This window comes from Psychrobacter sp. ANT_H56B, from assembly GCF_008369245.1.
GTDB lineage: Bacteria > Pseudomonadota > Gammaproteobacteria > Pseudomonadales > Moraxellaceae > Psychrobacter > Psychrobacter cryohalolentis.
In genome coordinates this window covers 62,058-79,293 of sequence record NZ_VOBF01000002.1, presented here as the reverse complement: position 1 = coordinate 79,293, position 17,236 = coordinate 62,058, and the positions used below count along the sequence as shown (strand labels likewise).

The 17,236-nt window shown below is 42.8% G+C and carries 13 protein-coding genes and 1 pseudogene; 7 read left to right on the top strand and 7 right to left on the bottom strand.

Features of this window, described 5'->3' with window-relative positions:
• The first annotated feature begins 29 nt into the window (after positions 1-29).
• Together FQ082_RS03015 and FQ082_RS03010 are read left to right on the top strand one after the other, a co-directional pair.
• Positions 30-593 carry an NUDIX hydrolase gene (locus tag FQ082_RS03015; protein ID WP_011514442.1) on the top strand — a complete coding sequence of 188 codons (564 nt, stop codon included), beginning with the start codon at positions 30-32 and terminating at the stop codon, positions 591-593.
• A 131-nt stretch (positions 594-724) separates the two neighbouring features.
• A complete protein-coding gene (locus FQ082_RS03010; protein WP_149491995.1) occupies positions 725-2,044 on the top strand; it encodes a serine hydrolase domain-containing protein in 1,320 nt (439 codons plus the stop codon).
• Between the two features lie 114 nt (positions 2,045-2,158).
• Here the strand turns inward: FQ082_RS03010 and FQ082_RS03005 are convergent, their stop codons facing one another.
• Entirely contained in the window at positions 2,159-5,248 is a 3,090-nt protein-coding gene (locus tag FQ082_RS03005; protein ID WP_149491994.1) for an insulinase family protein, read from the bottom strand.
• Positions 5,249-5,611: 363 nt separating this feature from the next.
• On the opposite strand from FQ082_RS03005, the gene FQ082_RS03000 reads away from it, so the two are divergent.
• Positions 5,612-6,073, top strand: coding sequence for a universal stress protein (locus FQ082_RS03000; protein ID WP_011281102.1), 462 nt, complete (start codon positions 5,612-5,614; stop codon positions 6,071-6,073).
• A 170-nt stretch (positions 6,074-6,243) separates the two neighbouring features.
• Here the strand turns inward: FQ082_RS03000 and FQ082_RS02995 are convergent, their stop codons facing one another.
• Entirely contained in the window at positions 6,244-7,185 is a 942-nt protein-coding gene (locus FQ082_RS02995) for a LysR substrate-binding domain-containing protein (protein WP_149491993.1), read from the bottom strand.
• 208 nt (positions 7,186-7,393) lie between these two features.
• On the opposite strand from FQ082_RS02995, the gene FQ082_RS02990 reads away from it, so the two are divergent.
• Complete coding sequence (locus FQ082_RS02990; protein ID WP_149491992.1) at positions 7,394-8,479, top strand: YeiH family protein; 1,086 nt, start codon at positions 7,394-7,396, stop codon at positions 8,477-8,479.
• Between the two features lie 253 nt (positions 8,480-8,732).
• Here the strand turns inward: FQ082_RS02990 and FQ082_RS02985 are convergent, their stop codons facing one another.
• The 4 genes and pseudogenes from FQ082_RS02985 to FQ082_RS02970 form a co-directional block, all read right to left on the bottom strand.
• Positions 8,733-8,942, bottom strand: coding sequence for a cold-shock protein (locus FQ082_RS02985; protein ID WP_010201661.1), 210 nt, complete (start codon positions 8,940-8,942; stop codon positions 8,733-8,735).
• Between the two features lie 245 nt (positions 8,943-9,187).
• Positions 9,188-9,610, bottom strand: coding sequence for a YbaN family protein (locus FQ082_RS02980; protein WP_149491991.1), 423 nt, complete (start codon positions 9,608-9,610; stop codon positions 9,188-9,190).
• 166 nt (positions 9,611-9,776) lie between these two features.
• Positions 9,777-10,187: a hypothetical protein gene (locus tag FQ082_RS02975; protein ID WP_149491990.1), complete on the bottom strand. Its 411-nt coding sequence runs from the start codon at positions 10,185-10,187 to the stop codon at positions 9,777-9,779.
• A gap of 16 nt (positions 10,188-10,203) precedes the next feature.
• Positions 10,204-10,452 (bottom strand): annotated as a pseudogene (locus FQ082_RS02970) (VWA domain-containing protein); the annotation flags it as partial.
• A 355-nt stretch (positions 10,453-10,807) separates the two neighbouring features.
• Between FQ082_RS02970 and FQ082_RS02965 the strand changes: the two are divergent.
• Together FQ082_RS02965 and FQ082_RS12975 are read left to right on the top strand one after the other, a co-directional pair.
• Positions 10,808-11,710 (top strand): hypothetical protein, encoded by a 903-nt coding sequence (locus FQ082_RS02965; protein ID WP_149491989.1) that lies wholly within the window; start codon positions 10,808-10,810, stop codon positions 11,708-11,710.
• 27 nt (positions 11,711-11,737) lie between these two features.
• Positions 11,738-11,908, top strand: coding sequence for a hypothetical protein (locus tag FQ082_RS12975; protein WP_188018900.1), 171 nt, complete (start codon positions 11,738-11,740; stop codon positions 11,906-11,908).
• Between the two features lie 766 nt (positions 11,909-12,674).
• On the opposite strand, the gene FQ082_RS02960 is transcribed toward FQ082_RS12975, so the two are convergent.
• A complete protein-coding gene (locus tag FQ082_RS02960) occupies positions 12,675-15,629 on the bottom strand; it encodes a valine--tRNA ligase (protein WP_149491988.1) in 2,955 nt (984 codons plus the stop codon).
• 329 nt (positions 15,630-15,958) lie between these two features.
• On the opposite strand from FQ082_RS02960, the gene FQ082_RS02955 reads away from it, so the two are divergent.
• A complete protein-coding gene (locus FQ082_RS02955) occupies positions 15,959-17,044 on the top strand; it encodes a formate/nitrite transporter family protein (RefSeq protein WP_149491987.1) in 1,086 nt (361 codons plus the stop codon).
• Positions 17,045-17,236: the final 192 nt, after the last annotated feature.

The following is a 17,236-nucleotide window of genomic DNA, read 5'->3' as shown; positions in this document are numbered from 1 at the left end:
CTCTCATTTCATTATATAAGGCAGTCGATATGCGCTATTGTCTACAATGCGGTTGTGAAGCAGAACGCAAAATACCAGCTACGGATAATATACCGCGTTTGGTATGCCCAAACTGTCATTATATTCATTATGAAAACCCAAAGATAATTTGTGGTTCACTGGTCGTCCATAAACATCGGGTGCTGCTCTGTCGACGCGCAATCGAGCCGCAGTATGGCTTATGGACGTTGCCTGCAGGCTTTATGGAAAACGGCGAAACCATGGCCGAAGGTGCCGCGCGTGAGAGCTTTGAAGAGGCTGACGCGGTCGTGATCAATCCACATTTATATTGCTTATATGACATTCCAGATATTGGTCAAATCTATAGCATCTATATCACCGAACTAAAAGACGGTGCTTATGGTATCGGCTCTGAAAGTCTTGATTGTGCGTTATTCACAGAAGAAGACATTCCTTGGGATAAGCTTGCGTTTGAAGCGGTACGCCGTACCCTAAAAAGCTATTTTGCAGACCGTCAACATTACGACAGTTATGATCAATTCCCAATTCATCAAGAGATCATTGGCAAAGACCAAGCCATTAAGCGCTATTAATAACGAAGCTCGCTAAAAAGCTGACTTACAAAAGCAAGTAGTAAAGACCGTTGATAAGAATTAAGCTCAAATCTTATCAACGGTTTTTTATTGCCTAATGTTAACCGCTTAAGCTAAGTCGCGAGGATACCATGCTGACACTACAACACTCTTTTGCCCTATTACCGCTAACTTTAGCCCTAGGGCTGACGAGTGTAAGCGGTCATGCTGAAAGCACTTCTTTAACCGCTAAGGAATCAGACCCGCAAACGCTCGGCTGGATGCAAGGTTTCCCGCCTCCAAAAGACAAGCTAATCACTCAACCACAGTCTGACTTTTTTAGCTTTCCCAAACTGCGTTGGACAGTCTGTCATATTCGAGAGCTAATGCCCACTACCGAAGTCAGTCGCGGTATCGGTGCACCATCCAAACTTGACTATGCACTCGATAAAAATATTGATGCCATTACCTTTACCCCAACCAATAGCAAACGTCCTATGACATGGCGGCAGTCACTTGATGCCAACTATACAGACGGCATTATGATCATGCATCATGGCAAGGTCGTCTATGAGCGTCAAAATGGTTGCCTCAATGAGCTGGGTAATCACGCCGCAATGTCTATGACCAAGTCAATGACAGGACTACTAGCAGAAATCCTCGTCACCGAAGGTAAGCTTGATGATAAGGCATTGGTTGCCTCTATTATTCCTGAGCTGGCAAAAAGTGGCTTTGGCGATGCCACCGTACGTCAAGTGATGGATATGACCACGGCACTCGATTATAGTGAAGACTATGCCGATCCTGACGCAGACATCTGGAAGTATTCAGAATCGGCAAGCCCGTTACCAAAACCCAAAGGCTATAGCGGACCCAATGGCTATTTCGAATATTTGCAAACGGTACCTAAAAAGGGCGAGCACGGTGTAGAGTTTAACTATCGAACCATCAATAGTGATGCACTCGGCTGGATTATTTCACGCACCACTGGCAAGGCAATCGATGACCTGCTCTCTGAACGTATCTGGCAAAAAATCGGTGCCGAACAAAGCGCGTATATGACGGTCGATGCTAAGGGTACGCCGTTTGCTGGCGGCGGCATCAGTGCAGGTTTGCATGATATGGCACGTATTGGCAGCTTGATGCTCAATAAAGGCGAGATGAATGGTGAGCGCTTATTCCCAACAGCGGTAGTCGATAATATCGAAGCTGGCGGTGATAAAGGCGCATTTGCAAAAGCGGGCTATAAACAGCTCAATAATGGCAGCTATAAAAGTATGTGGTGGCTGTTTAATAATCCCACGCCTATTTATGCAGCACGTGGCGTCCACGGTCAAACGGTCTATGTTGATCCAGCAGCCGATATGGTCATCGTTCGCTTTTCCTCATACCCTGAAGCCAGTAATGGTAAAATCGACCCAACTTCGCTACCTGCCTATAAAGCAGTCGCTAATTACTTAATTAAAAAGTAAGCCTTTAAGAAATAGCGCTTTAAAATACTCAACCAAAACAAAACCGCCGCTTTCAATATAAATACTGGAAGCGGCGGTTTTTTATATAGATACTGATTTTTTACAAGTTAAAAGCTAGCTTTTAATTTTACAGACTTTAAAGCCAAGCTCTTGTACTGCTGCTTCTTTATCATAAGGCGCTAATACCGCGCGGACATGCTTTTGCCCTTGTAGGTATTGCTTAGCAACGCGCTGCAAGTCAGCCACGGTCACAGCCAATATTGACGCGCGCATTTTACGCTGCCAGTCGACGCCGCGATGATGCAAATCTGCAAAGCAGGCTTTAACCGCCTCCCCTGCTGGAGAGCCTGGCTTATCCATTCCTGAGATAATACCTAAGATGGCTTCTTCTAACTGCTCATCGGTTTGCGGCTCATTCAATAGCCACTCGATACTGGCATCAAAATGGGCAAAAGTTTCAGCACACTGCGGGTCACGGTAGCTAAAGAACTTAAAGGCACAGGCATTGGCATCGTAGCCCGCACCGCCGCCATAAGCACCGCCGCGCTCACGAATAGCGCTATGCAGATAACCATTGCGTAGATAAGGCGCGAGTACCATTAGAGCTGCTGTATCAGGATGATCAGCCGCTGGCACGGTATAAGCACTGGCATTATGATAGACATTGGTTGGAACCAGCCATGCCAAGTCTTCAACATCGAGCGCCACATCACTTTCTAGCGCTTTGACCGCATCTGTTTCGCCATTTAATGCCGCATCTAGTTGCAATTCGGCAAACTCACTTGGGATATTGTCTTCAATACTCGCATCAGAATTTTTTAACTGAGCTGCAATCTTTGGCGCTTGACTGTCTTTCCAGCTATCAACGATTAAATTGCTTAAGCGTTCAGTTTGCTCCGCTTCACAGATGATAACCGCGTGCTTAGGCAAACTAATTAAACGCTGATGTAAGTCCATCAAACTGGTTGCTAATTTATCCCACTGTGCGTCATCGCTACTGGCATGGGTTAAGAAGTCTTTTAATGCATTCAATGCTGGTAGACCGCTGCGCACATATTCTAGCTGTGCTTGACGACTCATACCACGACTGGCAGTTTGCATCGCATAAGAATGACCTGAACCAGCAAGGTTTGATTGCCAGCCTGCTTGACGCTGCTGCAAGATTTCTTTGATACGATCATGCTCACTAAAAATACTGTGTTCCATGACTTCTTTGAGCAAATCAATCGCTTCAGGCTTACGATTCAGTGCGCGCGTTGCCACGACAAAGTAGCTACTGATCGACTGGCTATCATCGATGTTGGTACGTTGGCTGATACGGGCAGTCACCCCTGATGAATGCGCCGCTTGCTTAGCTTGCATCTCATGAGCGCTGAGCGAATCTGTACCTAGCTCTGATAATAGGCTCAAATAAATTGGCAATAACGGATGATTAATCACCTCATTGACTGGCAGCTCTTCATTGCCATTATTAACGAGATTCTGACCAATATCATCGGTCAACGGTACGATGACTTGATAATAATACAAGCCATTGGTGCCCGCTTCATATTCAAACAACGTGCTTTCTTTACCGCTTAGATTAATCTGCTTTTGCGTGCCTTGCTTAAAGCTGATATCAGTCGGTACGTCTTCTAGACCAACTTTGGGTAATAAACTTAAATCATCAGGCGCTGCTTGGCGCGATGCCAAATCCAATGCTTGCTGCTTGAGGATATCTTTATCATCAGCAGTCAAATCCATCTCGATAGTATCAAGGCGCGTCTGCTCAGCTGCCGCAAGGCGGGCGGTTTTTTCGCTATCTGGCGTCATTGTGATGCGCACACGATGCTGATTGTCTAGCAAATGCTGCTTGATTAAATTTGGTAGCCACTGCGCGTCGACGACTTGCTCACGTAACCATTGTAGATGCTCATCAACTTCCCAGACATCGATAGGATTGCCATCATGAATCGCCGTACTAAAGCCCTCTAGCATTAAGTTCAGACCGTAAGGCATGCTATCGCCACCGATATGACGCTGATCAATCTCGATTTGATGCAGGATAGTTTCAATGGTTTCATCATCGACTGGCGAGCTGGCAACTTCGCTTAGCAAATCAATAATACCTTGCTCTACCGCTTCGGCATGTTCAGGGTTAGAGCCGCGCAGACCGGTATAAAAGACCATTTCATAATGGCTGTCATCAAGCCCTAATAATGGACTTGGTGCTTTGCCTAGTGGATGGCTATCCAGATACGCACGTAACGGCGAGCCAGCATGTTCAATCAATACACCTTCTAAAAGACGTAGTGCCAAACGCTGCTTTGGATCAGTAATCGATGGTAATAACCACGCCACCACATGATGGGTTTGATCAGGACCCGCTTCGTCAGCGGTATAGGTATCGACCGCGCTAATCGGCGCAGACAAACGCTGCTCTGGACGCGAAACATGTTTTTTACCTGCTTCAAACTGAATCAAGGCATCGTCATGGATTTTTGCTTGGGTCTCAGCGACAGGAATATTACCAAAGCTCATAATCACGCTGTTTGATGGATGGTAATGGCTCTGATGAAATTCAACCAGCTCATTATGAGTCAGGTCTGGGATATCAGCAGGATCACCTCCTGAATTATAGTGATAAGTCGTCGTTGGGAATAAATGATGGGCAACCGTATGATATAGCTGGTCAATCTCACCACTCATTGCGCCTTTCATCTCATTAAAGACGATACCTTTAAACTGCGGCTTATCATTTTCATCTAACTCTACGCGAATGCCTTCTTGGGCAAAATCGAGCGGATGAATATTTGGGAAAAACGACGCATCAAGATAGACCGCAAGCAAGTTAAAGTAATCGTTTTTATTTTGCGTGGCATACGGATACGCCGTCCAATCCGCTGCCGTCATCGCATTCATAAAAGTATTTAACGAACGCTTAATCATTGAAAAGAACGGATCACGGACAGGAAACTTCTTTGAGCCACATAAAGCGACGTGCTCTAAAATATGTGCCTCACCTTTTGAGTCCATCGGCTGGGTACGAAAGCCGACCAAAAAGGCATTTTCATCACTCGGATGCGCCAAATGGTAGTGCATCGCTCCAGTTTTGATGTGCTGACTTATCAAAACATCCATCGATAATGCATCGATATGGCGGTGCTCAAGCAGCTCAAAGGCAGGATGCAGGGTTAAATCAGCAGTAAATGGTGTGTCAGTCATGGTTGTCCTTATGCATTAATTACTTCAGTATCATCTTAGCCAATCACCAAGGTGTGAAATAGATATTAGTAAGTAAAATAGTAAAATTTATATTTATAAAAAGATCGCTTTGAATAAACAATTAAAGTTATCAAAGCCTCATAGGTCATCTTCGAATTGAATGGCATTTATCAGCTAAAAAGAATTTGCCTAACGACAGTAGATGGGGCTAATACGCTAGTAAGTCAAGACAGTGGGTGGAGAAAAACACTAAGTCATCAAGAATAACGGATAAAGATAGCGCCCGATTTAACAAAGCCTACTTAACAGCAGTCATTAGTAGTGCTATAGTTAAAATCATCTGCCACAAGGAAGGAGCCGCTCATGAGTTACCAACATATTTTATTGGTCACCGATTTACTATCCGATGCTGACTTGGTTGCTCAAAAAGCCAAGCGTATCGTTGATAATCGTCCTGACTCCAAATTATCGGTATTGCATATCGTAAAAGATACCATGGTTGGCTTTGGCTACGAGCTGGTGCCTGCCTCAAGCTTATATGATGAGATTGATGATGAGCGTTGCCAAGAAGCGCGTGCAAAACTGGCGCAGTTTTTGGATCGTAACGACTTGCATGTGGTCAATTCTGAAGTGACGACTGCCATCTCAAATAGTGAAGGTATTGTCAACTATTGCCATAAGCATGACGTTGATTTATTGGTTATTGGTCGTCATGAACGTCATGGGATAGCAGCTTGGCTTAGTGGCGCAACGGCAGATAATATCTTGCCAAATGTACCTTGTGACAGCTTAGTTGTGAGACTTGATAAGCCCGTTAATAAATAAGTGTAGGCATAGAATTAATACAGTCGATACTAAATAAGGTGAATGCACTTTATTATAGGGCGAAACTGGTACAAATTTTTCTTGCTTGCTGTGGCTGCGCCGACAGAGGCTACAAAAATTTTATCCCAGTTTCGCCCTATTTTTTAATACGGAATTGACTATAGCTACCTTTAAACACGATCCTCTTGAATAATATCAATAAAGCTTTGCCAAATCGGGCTTTGATGGCGCGCTTTATGCCATACCAGCCACCATGTACGTGACAAATCAATTCCTGCAACCTGCACTTGTACCAGCTTCCCTGTTGCAAGCTCTGCTTCAATGACGTGCTGTGACAGGCACCCAAGTCCAATATCAGCGCTGACCATATGCTTAATCGCCTCCGACTGCTGTATTGCCATAATCACCTCAGCATTGGGCAAATGCTGCAATAATTGCTCATCGATGATCTGCCGCGTACCTGAACCCGCTTCTCGTACCAATAGTGGTAGCGTTGATAGTTGCTCAATACTCAGCTCATAGCAATTATTTGCATCGTTGTAATAACCTACATCGGTCAACCATTTGCTGTCGTGCTTAGCAAAAATCATCAATGTATCAGTGCGCCACTCGCGCTGCTCGATGACTTTCATATCCACTGGGCGCGGCATACCTTCGACCAAAGCAATATCAATATTCAATTGTTCAACCTCTGCTACTACCTCTTGAGTATTGGCAATATACATATCAACATCTGCATCTGGCAGCGCCTCATAGAGCTTGGCAAGCAGCGGCGGCAGTACGTAATTGCCAATAGTCGTACTAGCACCAATGTGGATCTGCCCTGCTTGGTGCTTATGATAATGTTCTAGTGTCAACGACTGCCCTAGGATAGCTTGAGCTTGTATATAAATAGGATGGGCATTGGGGTGCTGATTGAGCCTACGCCCGACCCGCTCAAACAACGGCATTTGCAACCTTGCTTCTAATTCTGTCAACGCACTACTGACCGCCGACTGCGATAAATGCAGCACTTCACTGGCACGGCTGGTACTACCTGTTTGATAAATACTGACAAACACTGATAACTGTTTGAGAGTAATCTTTGGTAATCCCTGCATGGCTTTTTTCATAATTTCTCTGATACCCTATCTTATTGATATAACCTAAAAACCCTCTATTATCTAAAAAACTATCTTTTTAACCCTAAGACTTTTTATTAACCTATAAAATCGATAATTTGTATCTAATTAATCTGTTTTTATTATAGATTGGTCTATCTTATAATGTCTATTCATAAGCTTATGCTTATTTCGATTATAGATAATAGGACAGTCAGTCATGTACGCCTTGACCCAATCAGTGAACAACTATTTTCCACGCAGCCGCCATCTAGCAGGGCTCATCGTCGTGCTGATTGGCAGTCTATTTTGTTTATGGCTCAATACTAGTGTAAACACATGGACAAATGGGCGCATCGTAGGACTGTCATCACTGACGCTAGCGATTTTGATCGGGATGATACTTGGCAATACGGTCTATACCAATTTTGCTGAGCGTTTAAATGAAGGAGTTTGTTTTGCTAAAGGGCAGATTTTAAGACTCGCCATCATGTTTTATGGGTTTAAGCTAACCATGACCCAAGTTGCTAGCGTGGGTATGCCAGCGATTATGACGGATGCACTGGTACTGACATCTACTTTTTTATTGACCTATTGGATAGGTACCAAATTATTAAAAGTCGATAAACAAACCGTGCTATTGATAGGCTCAGGTGCGAGTATCTGTGGTGCAGCCGCCGTCATCGCCGCCGACCCAATCGTTAAAGCAGAAGCGCATAAAGTCACTATCGCCGTGGCGACAGTGGTGGTCTTTGGTACGGTTGCGATGCTACTCTATCCGTTTTTATACCATCTTGGTTGGTTGCAACCTTGGTTAAGTGCTCAGCAGTACGGAGTTTATACGGGTTCAACCATTCATGAAGTGGCTCAAGTCGTCGTCGCTGGTAACGCAGTCAGTCCTGAAGTGGGTGACACAGCTGTTGTCACCAAGATGATTCGGGTCATGATGCTCGCCCCTTTCTTACTGGTATTGTCTTTTGCTCTGACCAAAGGCTGTAGCGAAAATGGTGAAAATGCTTCATTTATGAGCCGTATTAAAGAAGTCAAAGTCCCTTGGTTTGCCTTTATATTTATTACCATCGTCTTACTGCACACTTGGGTGCCGATGACCGCAAGCTTTGAGCGTAGTATGGTCATGCTAGACGATGTACTGCTGACCATGGCAATGTTTGCACTGGGCTTAACTACGCATCTGAGCGCTATTAAACAAGCTGGCGTCAAACCTCTTATCTTAGGGGCAATTATGTTTGCTTGGCTGATCGTTGGAGGTGGATTTATTAATATTGGTATTAGCTTGATTGGCTAAAGTGAACTATCAAACATCCTTGCCGCTCGTCATCATCCTTGTTGTGAGTTATATAGATCAAAAATGCCGATGACCAGCGTAGTCATCGGCATTTTTGGTTCATTGTCTGATTTAAAAGCCGATCAACATAAAGCGCACGCTATAAATATTAAGCTTTTAATTGCAAATAGCTTATACTAAAGTGTAGACGAAAAAAAACGAACCCGAAGGTTCGCTTTTTTTTCATCTTGCTCTAAGCGTCTATAAAGACAGATTAGATAGCAACGATGTTATGGGCTTGTGGGCCTTTTTGACCTTGAGTTACAGTGAACTCAACTTCTTGGCCTTCAGCTAAAGTTTTGAAACCTGAACCAGTGATTTCGCTGTAATGAGCAAAAACGTCTGCGCCAGTTTCTGGAGCGATAAAACCAAAGCCTTTAGCTTCGTTGAACCACTTAACTGTACCTTTTTGAGTATCTGACATATTGATAATCCTACTTTTAAATTTATTAATGGTCTAGTGACCGGTAACGCTTGCAAATAGCTACTGAACGATAAATATTAAAACGAAGGATTATAACTAATACTACGAGGTAATGATTTGGTGCAGAACTGCTCTTAAGCTTGGAAGTATTATAAGGGCAAGATCCCATTTTCGCAAGTATTATCTTAGGTTTCATGTAACCAAAGCCACTTTTTGACTGTTTTTCGCCCTAAAATCAACGTATTTTAGGCATTTGGCAAACGGAACAAATAGACCGCTACCCCAGTACAGACCGTGGCTACCAGCCAAGCTACCCACATCATATCAGCAGGAATGTTAAAAAATAACATTGTTGTTGAAATTGCCATCATTATCGTCGCTAGCCACTTGCCATATAAAGGTACAGCATGGCGATCTTCCCAATCTCGGACGAATTTACCAAAATATTTATGATTAATCAGCCAAAAATGAAAGCGTCGTGAGCTACGCGCCCAGCACCCTGCTGCCAGTAGTATAAAAGGCGCAGTTGGCATCACGGGTAACAGCACTCCTATAATACCCAATATAAAAAACAACCAGCCAAATATCAAAAACATCCAACGCACCGTTGGATTGTTATGTTGATTGGTCTTGGGTCGATAATAAAAAGATTTTTTTAATTGAGTCATGATAGTTTTATCAGTCAGTGTGAGACATTAGGTCATCAGGTATGGACTACCTATATAAGGTATCAAAGATAAAGAAATTGAAACCTAGGTTCAAGACTGATTTTGCACGGTTTTGCTACCGATACGTAGCTTGTTTAGCAGTTAGGTAAATATCGGTCACTATTCACTATGGTTTGGCAGGATAGCTTTCCCAGTAATCAGCGATTGCTTTTGGAAAACAGTATTCTTTTGGCATCACAGTAATGGCGATGGGTACTAATATGGATTTGGTCACACCGCCGATACTGTCACAAGTGGCATCGGTAGGTACTTCATAATAAATCACGCGCAAGGTATTTTGCGGACAGAGGTCTGAGCACTGAAAGGATTTGACCACTTCGATACCATTATGCACGCCAATGACCTTCTGCTGCGCGCCTTCGGTTGGTGCTGATTCTTTTTGCTGGGCAGCTCGAATAAGATCAGCATCTGTTAAGGTGTTTTCATTGGTAGGTAAAGAGACACAAGCGCTTAGAATTAAAAACAAGGCGCTTAAAGTGAGGGCTTTTGTAGTTGATGTTGTTTTCATGCTGAACATGGCGGTTACTCCCCATTTATGATGTTATCAATCCAATCTTACGGGCTTCATTCAGCCAGCTTGGGAACTCTTCTAGCATGTTTTCATACAAGGCTTCTTCGCTAATGTCATCCAAGTCATCTAATTCAAAAAAGTCGCAATTATCAATCACGCGCCCTGCCATATCGTCTAGTTTTTTTAGGATGCCATAACCACGACCACCCAAGCCCACAAACTGCCAAAATATCGGTAGTTTCGCGGCTTCCGTCATGACTCTAGTGATACCGCGTGTATAGTCAATTGAAAATAAAACTGTTATATAAATTTAAAAGTGCTACTAGTATAATTTTTACTTGCGTGCTGCGTTCCCAGGGGCTGTGCAACCTACATTTAAATACAGCATCCCAGTGGCGCTATGTTCTTTTTATAGTACATTGACTACATCGCGTACGCCGCCATCACTGATGAATAAGGTGTAAAGCGGAATTTGAAAGCTACTGTCTTAGTAGAACTAAATGGCTATGAATACAACAATTATAAGGAAATTATTGATATTTGTTTACTAAGCCTTTAGAATACTGAAAATTTATAAATACCTAGTTACGTATTAGAAACTTTTTTAAATATACTCGAGAATTAGCTTGAACAAATATAAAGCGTTTAGTTTTTTCGAAAGAATCTTCCAAAATTCTTGGCTAAACTCTTCATTAGCTATTTTTTTGGGACTTTATTATGGAACTCTTGATATTTGGGGAGAGAAATGGCAATGGATAGTAGAATATGAATATTTTCATTCCATAGCTTATAGTGTTTTAGTGATTATGACTATAGTTAGCGTAATCATCAAAGCATACCTTGACCATCTAGCTAGCAAATATAAGTATGAAGAAAGACTCGTCTTAAATAAGTTCATATTAGTTATAAGGAATATCGTTTACACTAAAAGAACTCGATTTTATGACAAAGCTAGCAATCTAGACAAAAATAAAAAAAGCATTAGGTTTTTCGACGAAATCACACATCCTGATGAACAGATTAAGTATATAATGTCTCAATCTCGCGAGTTCTTTGAATTTTATGGGGTTAAAAGAAACCAAATAGAAATGACTGTGTTAGGAAGCATAAAAAAGAAAGACGATGATAGTCAAAATTGGAAATATATAATACAGTCCGATAGACAAAGGGAACATTCTGATGCTAATCTAATAATGAATAGTGATTCCTTAGCAAAAAAAGCTATTGAAAGTGGGGATTCTATGTTTTTAGCTGAATTAGAAGAAGGTATTAGCCAACAGAAATTTTTTGAATCTAACCGTTCAAAAGAAGCGAAAAACGTAGGTTCAATTTACTGTAAGCCCGTTACAATAAAGATTCAAGAAGTTACTTACAAGTATGTTTTCTCTATAGTATCATATGGTACTTACCTTTGTTCACCTACAAACACTGTCGAAGCCAAGCATATTGCAATGATTCTAAATGAGTTTGGTGATCGAGTTGAACTTGAATTGTATCTTTTCGCTATGAAAAGACATAAGAAGGGTTAGTAGAACTTTATATAAAGGAGTCTTTCTATGACAAATAATACCAAAGAAAGAAAAGTAGTAGTGATAGTTTCTTCTAATGATAATAGAATAGATAATGATAGAATTGCTAAAAGGCATAAATCAATTAGTTTTCTATCTAACATTCTATTAAATTCTAATACTAAAGATAATAACTCTATCAAAAAAAATTATGCCTAAATTTTTAAAGTTTAATATAGAATATATTTCTATGATGTAGAGTTTATTAAATAAAAGGCCACCTGTTCAATAGATAGGTGGCCTTTTATTTAATAATATTTTATAGTTTAATCCTACTTAGAATAAGGTAAAAATCTAAGGGTTACTTTACTTTCGAGAACTATAAGCACAAACGGTCTGGCATGTTGTACATTGTCCTTTTCAAAATAGAAATCACGCTATATTTTTTATAATATTCTTATAAATTCTAAATATTCTTCGTACTCTAGGCTAGGTTTGAGATAGCGATGTTTAGAATGATCGACTTTTTATCAAAAGCACCATTTTTAATTGGTTCAATAATTTCATCGGCTTTCCTAATGTTCAATACTAAGACATATATTTCACGAAGCTGCTTACCCCTAACCCAACAACTCATTACTCTCTATCTCTCTTCTCAAACCGTCAATCACCACATTTATCTTATCGGATAACTCGATTTCTTATTTACTATAGTCATTCTTCTTAAACAACGCCTTCTACTTCCTCGCTGCTTTGATATACGCACTATCTTAATAGAACACTCCAGTGACCTCTTTATAGCTAGGGATAGCCAGTAGTAGAACGATAACAATAAGCTTGAAATAGATACTATCCATGAATACATTCCAGTTTTTGATTGGGTTATCATCAATAGTGCTTATAGGTTACGAAAAAAATGGCTTATGATAAATCTTATCATAAGCCATGCTGTTGCAAATAGTTAGTCATGCTTGCAGATTATAATTTACAACGCTTTTAACTGCTCCATCTGTGCCGTCATCGCCGTCAACTGCCCTTCTAGCTCAGCCAGTTTCGCCTTCTCAGCATCGACCACTTCCACAGGTGCTTTACTCACAAAGCCTTCATTACCTAGCTTACGTGCGATACCGTCGGCTTGACCTTTCAGCTTGTCATATGACTTACCTAAACGCGCCAGCTCAGCCGTTGGATCGATTAGTCCTTTCATCGGTACGAGTACACGTAGCTGACCGACCATACTTGATGACGATAGCGGTACTTCATCGCCTTCTTTCACTATCTCTAAGCTCTCGACTTTGGCAAGCGCTTTGAACTGGTTTTTGATACGTGACAGACGCGCATCTTCATCAGCAGAGATATTTTGTAGTAGCACTGGCAGACGTACCGCATTGCCCAATTTCATCTCACCACGGATGTTACGGACGCTAGCGATTAGCTCCTGTAGCCACGCCATATCCGCCTCTACCTGCTCACTGATTTGTGCCTCATCTGTTTTTGGATAGTCAGCGACCACGATGCTGTCCGTGTTTTTACGACCCAGTAGCGGTGCGACCGTCTGCCAGATTTGCTCGGTCAGATACGGCATGATTGGATGGCTAAAGCGTAGCGCCGTCTCTAGCACGTGCAGCAGCACATAGCGGATTTGTGCTTTACGCTCGTCAGATACCGAGTCATCATTCAGACTGGCTTTGGCAAGCTCAACGTACCAATCACAGTACTCGTTCCAGATGAACTCATAGATATCTTGGCTGACCATATCGAGACGATACTGAGCGAAATGCTGATGGATATCGGCAACGGTAGAGTTCAGACGACTCATGATCCACTTCTCTGGTAATTCCCACACGTCAGGGTTCGCCACTTGGTCGATAGGCTTGGCGTTGCTGTCACCATCGACACAGTTCATAAGTACAAAACGGCTGGCGTTCCAGATTTTATTACAGAAGTTACGATAGCCCTCGACACGCTTTAGATCAAAGTTGATATCGCGACCGGTACTGGCAAGGGATGTAAAGGTAAAGCGCAATGCATCCGTACCAAAGGCTGGGATGCCTTCAGGAAACTCTTTACGCGTTTGCTTTTCGATTTTGGCCGCATCTTTCGGATTCATCATATTGCTGGTTCGTTTTTCGACCAGCGCTTCTAGATCAATACCGTCGATTAGGTCAATCGGATCTAAGACATTGCCTTTTGATTTTGACATTTTTTGACCATTGCCATCACGTACCAGACCATGCACATAAACGGTCTTAAACGGTACTTGCGGCGTGCCATCTTCGTTTTTCACGAAGTGCATGGTCATCATGATCATGCGGGCCACCCAAAAGAAGATGATATCAAAGCCTGTCACCAACACGCTGGTTGGGTGGAAGGTGTCCATCACACGTGGATCAGCGTTGACGTCTGCCCAGTCAAGCGTACTGAACGTCCATAGACCAGAACTGAACCACGTATCGAGCACGTCATTATCTTGGCGTAATACGATATCATCGCTGAGAATGTATTTACTACGTACTTCGGCTTCGTCACGGGCGACATAGATTTCACCCGTCGCATCGTCATACCATGCAGGGATACGATGACCCCACCATAACTGACGGCTGATGCACCAGTCTTGCAGATCGGTCATCCACGACATATACATGTTTTTGTACTGCGCAGGGACGAACTCGATGCTGCCGTCTTCTACCGCGTCAATCGCAGGCTTGGCAAGCTCTTTTACCGCGACATACCACTGATCGGTCAACCACGGCTCAACGATCGTACCGCCACGCTCAGCACGTGGGGCTTTGAGTGCGTAGTCTTCGATATCTTCTAGCCAGCCCTGCTCGCCTGCTCGCTCGACAAGGAACTTACGCGCAGCAAAACGCTCAAGTCCTGCGTACTCGCTTGGCGTGGTCTCTAATTCTGGCTCACGTGTCTGCAAGTCAGGATAGACTTCCATCGCTGGCAAAATATTGGCGCGCTCATCAAGAATATTAATTAATGGCAAGCTATGACGACGACCCAATTCATAATCGTTGAAATCATGCGCTGGAGTTATTTTCACACAGCCAGTACCGAAGTCTTTTTCGACATAATCATCAGCGACGATAGGCACGACGCGACCCGTGATTGGTAAAGTAATAGTTTTGCCGACTAAATGTGCATAACGCTCATCGCTAGGATTGACCGCAACAGCAGTATCACCAAGGAGCGTTTCAGGACGCGTGGTCGCTACGACGAGGTAGTTTTTACCATCTTGAGTGGTTAGCTCTGCATCCGTGAAATGATAACGGAAATGCCATAAGCTGCCTTTTTCATCAACGTTTTCAACTTCTAAATCAGATAGCGCGGTTTGAAACTTTGGATCCCAGTTGACCAAACGCTTACCACGATAGATAAGGCCGTCGTCAAACAGACGAACGAACACTTCTTTTACCGCGTTAGACAGACCGTCATCCATGGTAAAGCGCTCACGTGACCAATCAACCGAGCTGCCCAAACGGCGAATTTGGCTGGTGATATTGCCGCCCGACTCTTCTTTCCATTCCCACACTTTATCGATGAAGTCTTCACGCGTCATATCACGGCGCTTGATACCTTGAGCCTCCAGACGACGCTCAACGACCATTTGAGTGGCGATACCCGCATGATCCGTACCCGGTTGCCACAGCGTATTGTCACCATCCATGCGGTGATAACGCGTGAGCGCATCCATGATTGCATTGTTAAAACCATGACCCATATGTAGCGAGCCAGTGACGTTCGGTGGTGGCAAGGCAATAGAAAACGACTCATCTTTGTCAAAAGTCGGCTGAAAATAGCCGCTTTCTTCCCAGCCTTGATACATGCCTGCTTCGACTTCCGCAGGATTATAGGCGTTTTCAAGTTGGCTAAGCGCTGCTTGGATAGATTGGGTCAGGTTAGTTTTGCTGCTTTGAATATCAGAAGTGCTCATAATAAAAAGGTCTTTTGTGAATAATGAATGTGGTCAAATAAATACGTTAAAAATTAGGAAAATAATGAATAGAGTGATTTTAACGCAGATAGGCAGATTTTGTTAGATGCTAAGGCAATTTATCAGCCTTACAGCGCGTCATTACGCCCCTAACACCAGCAAATAGCAGAAAATACCAATAAACAACTGCAATCGGCTGAACTTCCCACAAAATAAATCCTAGTCGTGTTATAAAATACAGGTGATGCGAGAACTTATATAGTTATCGTATAGCATAATAAATGGCGTTTTTATCCTAAAATGATAGCCCGATAAATAGCGAGCCAACTGTGTCCCAAGATACTGAGCACACTTATAACAATAGCAGCCACTCTAAAGCTGACAAGATAGATGATAAGCGCTTGATTGATGAGAGCGCTTATCATCCATCTAGTAATAATAATAAAGATATTAGCGATGCGGATACGCCAGACGACACTAATGCAAAAGAAAAATTGGAATACGAAGACTTCTCTGAGGATATTAGCAAAGAAGACCAAGACACCATCAAAAAAGTCGCTAATGATGACAATTTAAGTCAAGCAAAAAGCTATGCCAGTATCTTAGTTGAGCAAGTGATGGATGCCAGAGAAACTTTTGAGCGCTCACTTGGCTCACTATTTACCAGTGCTTTTACCGCTGGCCTTGAGATTGGCATCAGCTTTTTTATGATTTTAGCGGCTTTTGCGCTTTTGAGTGGCGTGCTACCGAGCCATTATGCTGTTGTACTCGCCTCCCTACTTTACCCGATTGGTTTTATCATCGTCGTCATCGGTCAGTCGCTATTATTTACCGAACAAACCTCACTCTTAAGCCTACCTGTGCTCAATAAAATCGAACCGCTCAATAAGCTGCTACGCCTGTGGGCCATTGTCATCGCTGGCAACGTCGTTGGCGGCTGTTTATTTGCTGCATTAATGATAGGTTTAGGTTTAAATATGCAGCTATTTAGCGTCAGCGATATTGATATTTACGCCGAGCATATCTTAGGGTTTAGATGGTGGGTAATATTTGGCAGTGCTATTTTGGCAGGCTGGATGATGGGCGTCACCGCGTGGCTTGTGACCTCAGCGCGCGATACCCTTAGCCGCATCGTCTTGGTGACGCTTATTACTGGCAGTATCGGCTTTTTGGGTTTGCATCATAGTATCGTGGGTAATATCGAAGTATTCTCAGCCTTGCTTTATGGCAATACCGTCAGCTTAGGGCGTTATTTGATGTTTTTAGCCGTGGTGTTGGTCGGCAATACCGTCGGCGGCGTGGTGTTTGTCGCGATACTTAAAAACCGTACCTTCCTATTCGAATTAGCCAAAGTAAAGGAAGAAACAGCTAAGGATAAGTTAGAAGCACAAAACAATATCCGTGGACCTTACTAGAGATAATTAGTACGGTATTTTTAAATCGGGCGCGTAAATTCCATAACCGACGTTAACTATAATCAATTCCATTTAAGAATAGTATAGGGCTGCTGGGATAAGTTTTACGCAGCCTCGAGAGTGCAAAGCACACAGCAAGCAAGCAAAATTTACCACAGTAGCCCGTTATAACATTTGTACTTATTTTATTTA

Excerpts from the sequence above, each read along its gene's own strand:
- FQ082_RS12975 (WP_188018900.1), top strand. The coding sequence starts at position 11,738 with ATGACAAATAATACCAAAGAAAGAAAAGTAGTAGTGATAGTTTCTTCT.
- FQ082_RS03005 (WP_149491994.1), bottom strand. The coding sequence starts at position 5,248 with ATGACTGACACACCATTTACTGCTGATTTAACCCTGCATCCTGCCTTT.
- FQ082_RS02980 (WP_149491991.1), bottom strand. The coding sequence starts at position 9,610 with ATGACTCAATTAAAAAAATCTTTTTATTATCGACCCAAGACCAATCAA.
- FQ082_RS02985 (WP_010201661.1), bottom strand. The coding sequence starts at position 8,942 with ATGTCAGATACTCAAAAAGGTACAGTTAAGTGGTTCAACGAAGCTAAA.
- FQ082_RS02960 (WP_149491988.1), bottom strand. The coding sequence starts at position 15,629 with ATGAGCACTTCTGATATTCAAAGCAGCAAAACTAACCTGACCCAATCT.
- FQ082_RS03000 (WP_011281102.1), top strand. The coding sequence starts at position 5,612 with ATGAGTTACCAACATATTTTATTGGTCACCGATTTACTATCCGATGCT.
- FQ082_RS03010 (WP_149491995.1), top strand. The coding sequence starts at position 725 with ATGCTGACACTACAACACTCTTTTGCCCTATTACCGCTAACTTTAGCC.
- FQ082_RS02995 (WP_149491993.1), bottom strand. The coding sequence starts at position 7,185 with ATGAAAAAAGCCATGCAGGGATTACCAAAGATTACTCTCAAACAGTTA.
- FQ082_RS03015 (WP_011514442.1), top strand. The coding sequence starts at position 30 with ATGCGCTATTGTCTACAATGCGGTTGTGAAGCAGAACGCAAAATACCA.
- FQ082_RS02990 (WP_149491992.1), top strand. The coding sequence starts at position 7,394 with ATGTACGCCTTGACCCAATCAGTGAACAACTATTTTCCACGCAGCCGC.
- FQ082_RS02975 (WP_149491990.1), bottom strand. The coding sequence starts at position 10,187 with ATGTTCAGCATGAAAACAACATCAACTACAAAAGCCCTCACTTTAAGC.